We start from the raw sequence: 7,597 nt of genomic DNA on the forward strand, positions 1-7,597 counted from the left end.
GTGCGGTTTCGTACGCCAGCGCCGGCGCGTCGCGTACGAAATCGCACACTCGACAGATTTTCAGGTGCTCACACCGGTGCGCCGTGCCCGCCTCTGCGCGACAACCTCCTTCGCGGTACCGCGCCACCGCAGCTGTCGCTCGGAGCCGGGCACCTCGGGTGCCGACCGGCGCAGGGACACCTGGGGCAGTTGTGACCAACGCGACGTGGCCGCCCCACGATATGTACCAATGTGAGCCAAGTCGGGATTACGTCCCGGCAGATCGCTGTAACCGCAACCGGTTTCGAGGCCGCATGCCGGGCTGTGAAGCCGTGACCCTGGTTCGGCAGGCCCGCGCTATGACCATCCGGAAGCGCGGCAGAGCTCTCCGAGCACCTCACCCGCATCGGATAACCCCGTAGGCCGACGCACCGCCGAACGCTCATCCGTTCTGACGCAAAAGAGAACCACGACCCCGACAGTACGACCGGGCCGCACCGGAACACGGTGAGCAGCTTGTCGACAAAGGCGCCACGACGGATTCGTGTCTGTCCCGCAGCTGTTTCCGAACGGGAAGCGGCTCGGCTGCGCGCGAGGATTTCGTTGCCGATGACGCCCGCTCCGACGTCTTCGACCACGGGCGGCCAGCCACCGGTCGGCCACCGCGTGGGGCCGAAACTTGCACGACACCTCGGTGAGCATCTCCTCACCCGCACCGAACTCGACGGTCAGATCGAGCACGCCGACCCGCACCCGCTGTGGGCGACTGGCCCGCAGCCACATCTCCGTCTGTTCGGCGTGGGCGTTCCAGCGTGCAACGTGCTCATAGGCACCCAGGTCGAAATCGGCGTCGAGTTCCCGGTTGATCACCGCGATCACATTGCGGTTGAACCGGGCCGTAACCCCGGTGGCGTCGTCGTAGGCGCGCACCAGCCGGTCGACATCCTTGACCAGGTCGGTGCCCGGCAGCAGGCTGTCTCCGGGCGCCAGGACCTCGGCCAAAGTGGCCAAGAACTCCGCGCGCGGCCCGGGGGTGAGGTTACCGATCGTCGACCCCACAAACACGAACAGTCGCCGCCCGCCGTCGGGAATCTCGGCCAGGTGCTCCTCGAAATCGCAACAGACAGCGTCGATCTCGATCGTCGGGTATTCGCGTGCGATGGCGGTCGCGGCTGCCGACAGCATGCCGGCGCCGACGCCGAACGGCACATATCGGCGCAGCGAGCCGGCATCGCGCAGCGCGTCCAGCTGCAGCCTGGTGATCTGAGCGAACAGGTCGCTGCCCACCGCATCGTAGAACCACCTCGGCGGCAACGACTTCGGTGTCTTGCGCAGCCCGTCGGACACATCGCGACACAGCGCCTCATACGCCGCGTCGGCGGCCAGATGATTGGACAGCGACAGCGTCATACGGTCCTTCCTCCGATCGAGCCTGCTCAGCAAACCCACGGTTCGCCTCGTGCCAGCCGGGCAACCGTGGGCGCGATGCCGTGATCGATCACCTGGTCGGCAAAGTCGTCAGCGGGGCAGCGGCCTTGTTCGACGCCGCACACCAGCCGCTGCATTGCCGCGGCGACGTGGGCCGGTGCCCGCTCGGCGGCCGCAGCCACACACCGGGTGGCCGCGGCGTACAGTCTGCGGTCCCCCAAGCCGCTGCGCGCCGCGGTGTCCCAGGCGGTCGCGACGGGCTCGACCGCTTCGGCGGCGATGTCGGCGGCAACCGGGTCGTCCAGCAGGGTCGCCAGGGTGAACACCAGGGCCGGCCAGACGGCGTCGGGAACGGCATCCAGGTAGCGGATCTCCAGCCAACCGCGCGGGCGCACCGGCGGGAACAGTGTGGTCAGGTGGTAGTCCAGGTCGGCGACGGTCGGGAGGCGCCCATCGAGCAGCGTGCGCGCGTCCGCCCAGTCGGCGAACGGCACATACTGCGTCACCGGCACGGCGTCAGGGGAGTGCACCAGCATCACCGGCGCCTTCAGCGCGTAGCGCGCCCAGTCGATGCCCGGATCGTCGCCGCTGGCGGTCAAGATCGGCCCACAGCGCGCGGAGTCCAACTCGGCCCAGACCCGCTGGCGGGTGGACAGCCAGCCGGAGAACGTCCCGCCCAGCAGCGGGGAATTGGCGGCGATCGCGATCATCGTCGGGCCCAGCGCGTGCGCCAGTCTGACCCGAGCCGCCCACCCGGCCCGCGGCCCGGCGTCCAGGTTGACCTGCACCGAAGCCGTCGAGGTCATCATTGCCGCCCCGGCCACACCGCTGCGGCTGGCCGCGAAGAACCGTTCCATGGCGCGGTACCGCGCGCCCGGATTGACCCGCCCGGCCGGCCGTAACGGGTCGGTGCCCAGCAACACCAACCCCAGGCAGGCCTCGGCGAACGCCGTGCGCAGCACCGCCCGGTCGCGGGCCATCGCGTCGATCGCCGGCACGATGCCCTCGGCAGGTGGGCCGGACAACTCCACCGCACCACCGGGTTCCACCGTGACCGCGCTGCCGCCCGGCAGCGTGGGAAGTGCCTCCAGAACAGCGGTGATTTCATCCCAGCCGGGTCGACGGTGCGGGTCGACGGGGTCGTAGCAGTGCGCCTCGACCTCCAGGCCGACGCGCCCCAGCGGGGCATCGGCCAAACAGCCCTCGGCAATGTAGTGCGCGGCGGCCGCCGAACCGGCCAGCTCGCCGTCGCGCAGACGGGCGTCATCCAGCTGCGATGCGACTGACGTGCCGGGGGCCAACGTCATAGCACGGTCCCGTCAAGCCCGCGCCCCCCGAGGCGCGCGCACCTGTCCATCGTCATTCGGCGTGTCAGTCTCATCGATCTCCTGCGAGTGGGTCGGCGGATCGCCGGGTGCTGCGGCGGTCCAGTGAACCGGCTCAGCCAGGATTTCCGACCATGCAATGTTCGCCAGCTGACAATCCGGCACTTCGTCGGCTTCCCTCCGCAGTCCACGGTGACCGTCAGCCGGCTGACACATTGCTAGGCCACGGCGGTGGTCCCGGGCCTGACTGGGCCGGCATCAGCAGTCGGTGGAAAGGTCAGACAGCGTGGGACAAGTCGACGATCCTCCAACGCCGCGAATGGGACGCATGGCCGGCATCAGTGCGGCGAGTGTCGGCGTGATCTACGGCTACGACTTGTCGAATTTCGCGGGCGCGCTGCGCTACATCACCGATGACTTCGCCCTGTCGACCCACCAGCAGGAGATGGTGACGACCGCGCTGGTGATCGGGCAGATCGCCGGGACGATCAGCGGGGGGCTACTCGCCAACACGATCGGGCGAAAGAAGTCGATGGTGCTGGTGGCCGTCGCCTACGCGGTGTTCGCGGTGCTGGGTGCGGGGGTGGTGGTGTCGCTGCCGATGCTGGCGGTGGTGCGGTTCCTGCTCGGGCTGACGCTCGGGGTGTCGGTGGTGGTGGTTCCGGTCTTCATCGCCGAGTGTGCGCCGGCCCGGATGCGCGGGTCGTTGCTGGTCGCCTACCAGCTCGCCACGGTGATCGGCATTATCGCCGGCTACCTGGCGGCCTACCTGCTTGCTGGTTTGCACAGCTGGCGATGGATGCTCGGTCTGGCCGCGGGACCCGCGGTGCTGGTCCTGCTGCTGTTGCTGCCGATACCCGACACCGCCCGCTGGTACATGCTCAAGGGCTCGGTGCTACCGGCACGCCAAGTTTTGCGGTGCGTGGAGCCAGAGGCCGGCGTCGAGCGCGACCTTGCCGAGATCGCGCGCACGCTTGCAGAACAGCGCGGCGGCGCGCTCATCGATATGCTGCGGCGGCCGTATTGGCGGGCCACGGTCTTCGTGGTGGGGCTCGGATTCTTCGCCCACATCACGGGCATCAACGCGATCGTCTACTACGGACCCCGCTTGTTCGGGGCGATCGGATTCGCCGGCGACTCCGCGCTCGTGCTACCGGCGCTGGCGCAAGTTGCGGCGCTGGCGGCGGCGCTCGTCTCGCTGACCCTGGTCGACAAGCTGGGTCGGCGGCCAATCCTGCTGTCCGGCATCGCCATGATGATTGCGGCTGATGCCCTGCTGATCGTCGTCTTCGCCGTGGGTCCGGCGGTCGGCGGCGCGTTCCTGGGCTTGGCCGGCGTGGTGGTGTTTGCAGCCGGGTTCAGCTTGGGCTTCGGCTCACTGCTGGGGGTGTACGCGGGGGAGAGTTTCCCGGGTCGGCTGCGGTCGATGGGGTCGAGCGCGATGCTCACCGCGGATTTTGCGGGCAGCGCGATCGTCGCCGCCGTGTTCTTGACCATGCTCAATTCGCTCGGCGGTGTGGGTACGTACATGGTGTTCGGCGCCCTCACGCTGGTGGCGTTCGCCTTCGTCTACCGGTTTGCGCCCGAGACGAAGGGCAAGCAGCTCGAAGACATCCGGCACTTCTGGGAGACCGCCGAGACACCCACCGAGCAGGCCGCGGCCGCCCGAGTGACCCGAGGGCCGGGATGAGGTCGCTGAGCCCGCCGGCCACGCCCCGAAGGCGCGCGAGCGGCGACCCCGAGCGTGATCAGCTCCCGGCGGTTGGCGCCGCCACACGTCGGCTGATCAGCGCGTCCACACTGGCCTTGCCGGCTCCGACACACACGAGCCACAGCAGCAGACCTATCAGCAGCCACTCCGGGGAGTAAAACAGGTTGCTCAGAAAATGCCAGAGATCCGGATACTTGTGCGCCAGATCCGGGCCGATGTCTGTGAGCAACGCGCCGACCATGTCCCCGGCAAGTACCAGCGACACCAGCCGGGTGCCAAGGCCCAGCATCAACGCCGCGCCACCGACGAGTTCCACCACCGCGGTAAACGGGGCGAGCACCTGCGCCGCGGGAATGCCCAGGTTGGCAAACATGGTGGTGAACTTGTGGAGATCACCGAGCTTGCCCACGGCGCCGCTGAAGTACATGAACCCGACGGTGACCCGCAGCAGCAAGTTCGGCAGCCAGCCCAGGTTGTTCAGTTCGTCGGTCGTACGAAGGTACGCCGGTTGAAAACGTGCGACCAGAGATGCACGGGTCATCAGGGGGTGTGTCATGTTTTCTCCGCAATCATCAGGGTGTACCCGATGCGGCCCGATTTGACCGCATCGGTCGCCAGACGGGTGTATTTTAGCACCGCGTCGGTTTGAATACCGTTGTCAGCAAGGGTCTTTGGCGCAGCGATGTGCAGCGCAGTAATTCTGGCTTCGATTCGGTCGATCATTTTCAGCAGGCTGTCGTCATGGGATTCGACGTGCCGCAGCTCAAGTCCGGCCGCGGCCAGGATGCCGGTGTAGTCGGCGGCGGTTCGGGCGTCGGCGATGCAGGCGACCCACGCCGCCAGTGTGGTCAGCTCGTCCGGTAGGCCGGCGTCGGTGACGGTGACATCGGTGATGCCGGCCAACCCGCCGGGGCGCAGGATGCGCGCGAACTCCCCGGCGGCGGCGTTTTTGTCGGGGAACGTGCACAGTGAACATTCGCAGACCAGTGCGTCGAATGTGTTGTCGGGCAGGGGGAGTCGTTCGGCATCGCCGTGGTGAAATCGTACCCCGTCACCCAGCTCGTCCTGCGCGACCATGTTCTGGGCGTGGTCGACGTTGACCTGGCTGAAGTCGACGCCGTCGACGACGGCGTCGTAGTCACCGGCCAGCAATCGGGCGGTGGCGCCGCGCCCGCAGGCGATGTCGGCCACCCGGCGCCGGCGCGGCCCCAATCCAAGCTGGTCAGCCAGCCTGCGGGTTAACGCCGCGCCGCCGGGGTGATAGGACTCGCCGAGCAACAACGCCACGGCGTCGCTGGAATACGCTTCGGCGCAACACGTTTTGATGCGCTGCGGCGGCACCGTCATCGGCGTACCGCTCTGCTGCCGGTGGGGGTACCGCCCGCTTGCGGGGGCGTGGTGGCGTCATGCCCGGTGCGGGAACCGGCGGCTGTTTTGGACCCGTTCGGCGAGTCGGCCAGCAGCCCGGCAAGCGGGGTGGCGTTGGGCACGATGTCGGGCACCGCCACCCCGGTGAGCTGTTCGCGGACCTGCTCGCGGTAGCCGACCGAGTTGTAGGCGCAGAACGGGATCAGCCGCCCGTCCGGGGTGATCTGCTGCACGCAGCATTTCATCAGCTGCCTGACGTTGAGGGTGAACGGATCCTGGAAGTCTTGGATCACGATCGCGAACACCCGGTCGGTGAGATTGGTCAGCGCTTCGGGCAGGTTGATCCCGCAGGCGTCGGCGCAGTCCAGGGCGCGAACAGCCTTCTGGAGCTGCTCGGTGGTGACGTCGCTGCCCATCACCGCCGACGCCGACCACAGCTTCTCCAACGCCGCCCGGATCGTCAGGTCGGGGATGACCCGGTTGGAGACGTAGTCCAGGTAGTCATCGACGTCCAGCAGCCGCGGGATCGGCACCACATGCTCGCCGTCGGTGAGCAGGTAGGTGATCGAGCGGCAGCTGGGAAAACAGCACGGTACCGGGAAGAAATCGTTTGCCTTGAACCACTGCGGCAGCTCCGCGGCGATGCCGTGGATGATGTCGGAGTTGGTCAGCCGGGTCAGCGGGTCGAACTCGATGTGCCGGCCGGCGTGGGTGACCGGCTGGAACACCACCGACTGCACCGCCGGATGCGCCATGCCGTGGCGGATGACGGCGCCGAGTTCGTGCTCGTTGAGGTCGCGTTCCACCGCGGCGACCAGGCTCACGGTCAGGCCGGCCTGCGCGCAGTTGTCCAGCGCCCGAGCTTTGACATCGCGCAGGTCGCGGCCGCGGATCGCGCGGTGCGTGGCTTCGTCGAGGCCGTCGAACTGAAGGTAGATGTGCACCGGGCGGCCGGGCCGATTGCGCTCGGCCAGGCCGGCGACGAACCGCCGATCCGAGGCCAGCCGGATGCCGTTGGTGTTGATGATGACGGTCTTGACCGGGCGCGCTTGGGCGGCGTCGACGAACTCGAGGATCTGCTTGTGGATGGTCGGTTCGCCGCCGGAGAACATCACCACCTCGGGTTCGCCTTCGGCGGCCACCAACGCGTCGAGCATGCGGTCGCATTGGGCCATGGTGATGGCGTACCCGTCGGGTTGGTGACCGGAGTCGGCGAAACAGATCGGGCAGTCCAGGTTGCAGTGGCTGTTGACCTCGATCAGCCCCAGACAGGCGTGCTGTTTGTGGTCCGGGCACAACCCGCAATCGCTGGGGCAGCCGTCGCGAATCTCGGTCTGAAACTGCAGCGGCAGTGTGCCCGGCTTGTTGAATCGAGCTGCGTCCATGTACATTTCGGCGTCCCCGTAAACGAGGGCTTCGAAGTCGCCGTGGTCTCGGCAGCGTTTGCGTAAATACACCTTGGCGTCGCGGATGTTGACCTGCGCGTCCACCACGACCTTGCACACCGGGCAGATGCTCTTGGTGTACTCGATGAACACCTCGTCAAGATCCCGCTTCACGGTCGTCACCGATGCTCTCCCGTCAGCCGTGCACCTCAGCGATCTCACCACTGTGCGTCTCGTGTGCGGTGCGCGAATGTCAGCAGCCGGACAATACGCCGTGCCGGTCGGCACTGTCCGCACGATGACAGTTCACGTGTTCAACGCATCCCACAAGAGTGCAATGGGCCAGAGATCAATGGGCCAGAGCACAATGGGCCACAGAACAATGGGCCAGAGCACAATGG

5 protein-coding genes and 1 pseudogene are annotated in these 7,597 nt (G+C 67.4%); 1 reads left to right on the forward strand and 5 read right to left on the reverse strand.

The features are described 5' to 3' along the window. Nucleotides 1-603: 603 nt before the first annotated feature. Nucleotides 604-1,389 (reverse strand): annotated as a pseudogene (locus ABDW21_RS14295) (L-histidine N(alpha)-methyltransferase); the annotation flags it as partial. A 26-nt stretch (nt 1,390-1,415) separates the two neighbouring features. Further along, nucleotides 1,416-2,714 (reverse strand): ergothioneine biosynthesis glutamate--cysteine ligase EgtA, encoded by a 1,299-nt coding sequence (gene egtA, locus ABDW21_RS14300; RefSeq protein ID WP_343603279.1) that lies wholly within the window; start codon nt 2,712-2,714, stop codon nt 1,416-1,418. A 346-nt stretch (nt 2,715-3,060) separates the two neighbouring features. Here egtA and ABDW21_RS14305 point away from each other — a divergent pair, with 346 nt between their 5' ends. After that, nucleotides 3,061-4,422 carry a sugar porter family MFS transporter gene (locus ABDW21_RS14305; RefSeq protein WP_343710602.1) on the forward strand — a complete coding sequence of 454 codons (1,362 nt, stop codon included), beginning with the start codon at nt 3,061-3,063 and terminating at the stop codon, nt 4,420-4,422. 58 nt (nt 4,423-4,480) lie between these two features. On the opposite strand, the gene ABDW21_RS14310 is transcribed toward ABDW21_RS14305, so the two are convergent. The 3 genes from ABDW21_RS14310 to ABDW21_RS14320 are packed head-to-tail and all read right to left on the reverse strand — an operon-like array spanning nt 4,481 to nt 7,379. Then, a complete protein-coding gene (locus ABDW21_RS14310) occupies nt 4,481-4,999 on the reverse strand; it encodes a DoxX family protein (RefSeq protein WP_343602853.1) in 519 nt (172 codons plus the stop codon). Continuing rightward, nucleotides 4,996-5,790, reverse strand: coding sequence for a class I SAM-dependent methyltransferase (locus ABDW21_RS14315; protein ID WP_343602852.1), 795 nt, complete (start codon nt 5,788-5,790; stop codon nt 4,996-4,998). Before ABDW21_RS14315 ends, ABDW21_RS14310 begins: the two co-directional genes overlap by 4 nt. Further along, nucleotides 5,787-7,379, reverse strand: coding sequence for a radical SAM protein (locus tag ABDW21_RS14320; protein WP_343602850.1), 1,593 nt, complete (start codon nt 7,377-7,379; stop codon nt 5,787-5,789). Before ABDW21_RS14320 ends, ABDW21_RS14315 begins: the two co-directional genes overlap by 4 nt. Between the last annotated feature and the right edge of the window lie 218 nt (nt 7,380-7,597).

The sequence above is a fragment of the Mycobacterium sp. genome (assembly GCF_039583805.1).
Classification (GTDB): domain Bacteria; phylum Actinomycetota; class Actinomycetes; order Mycobacteriales; family Mycobacteriaceae; genus Mycobacterium.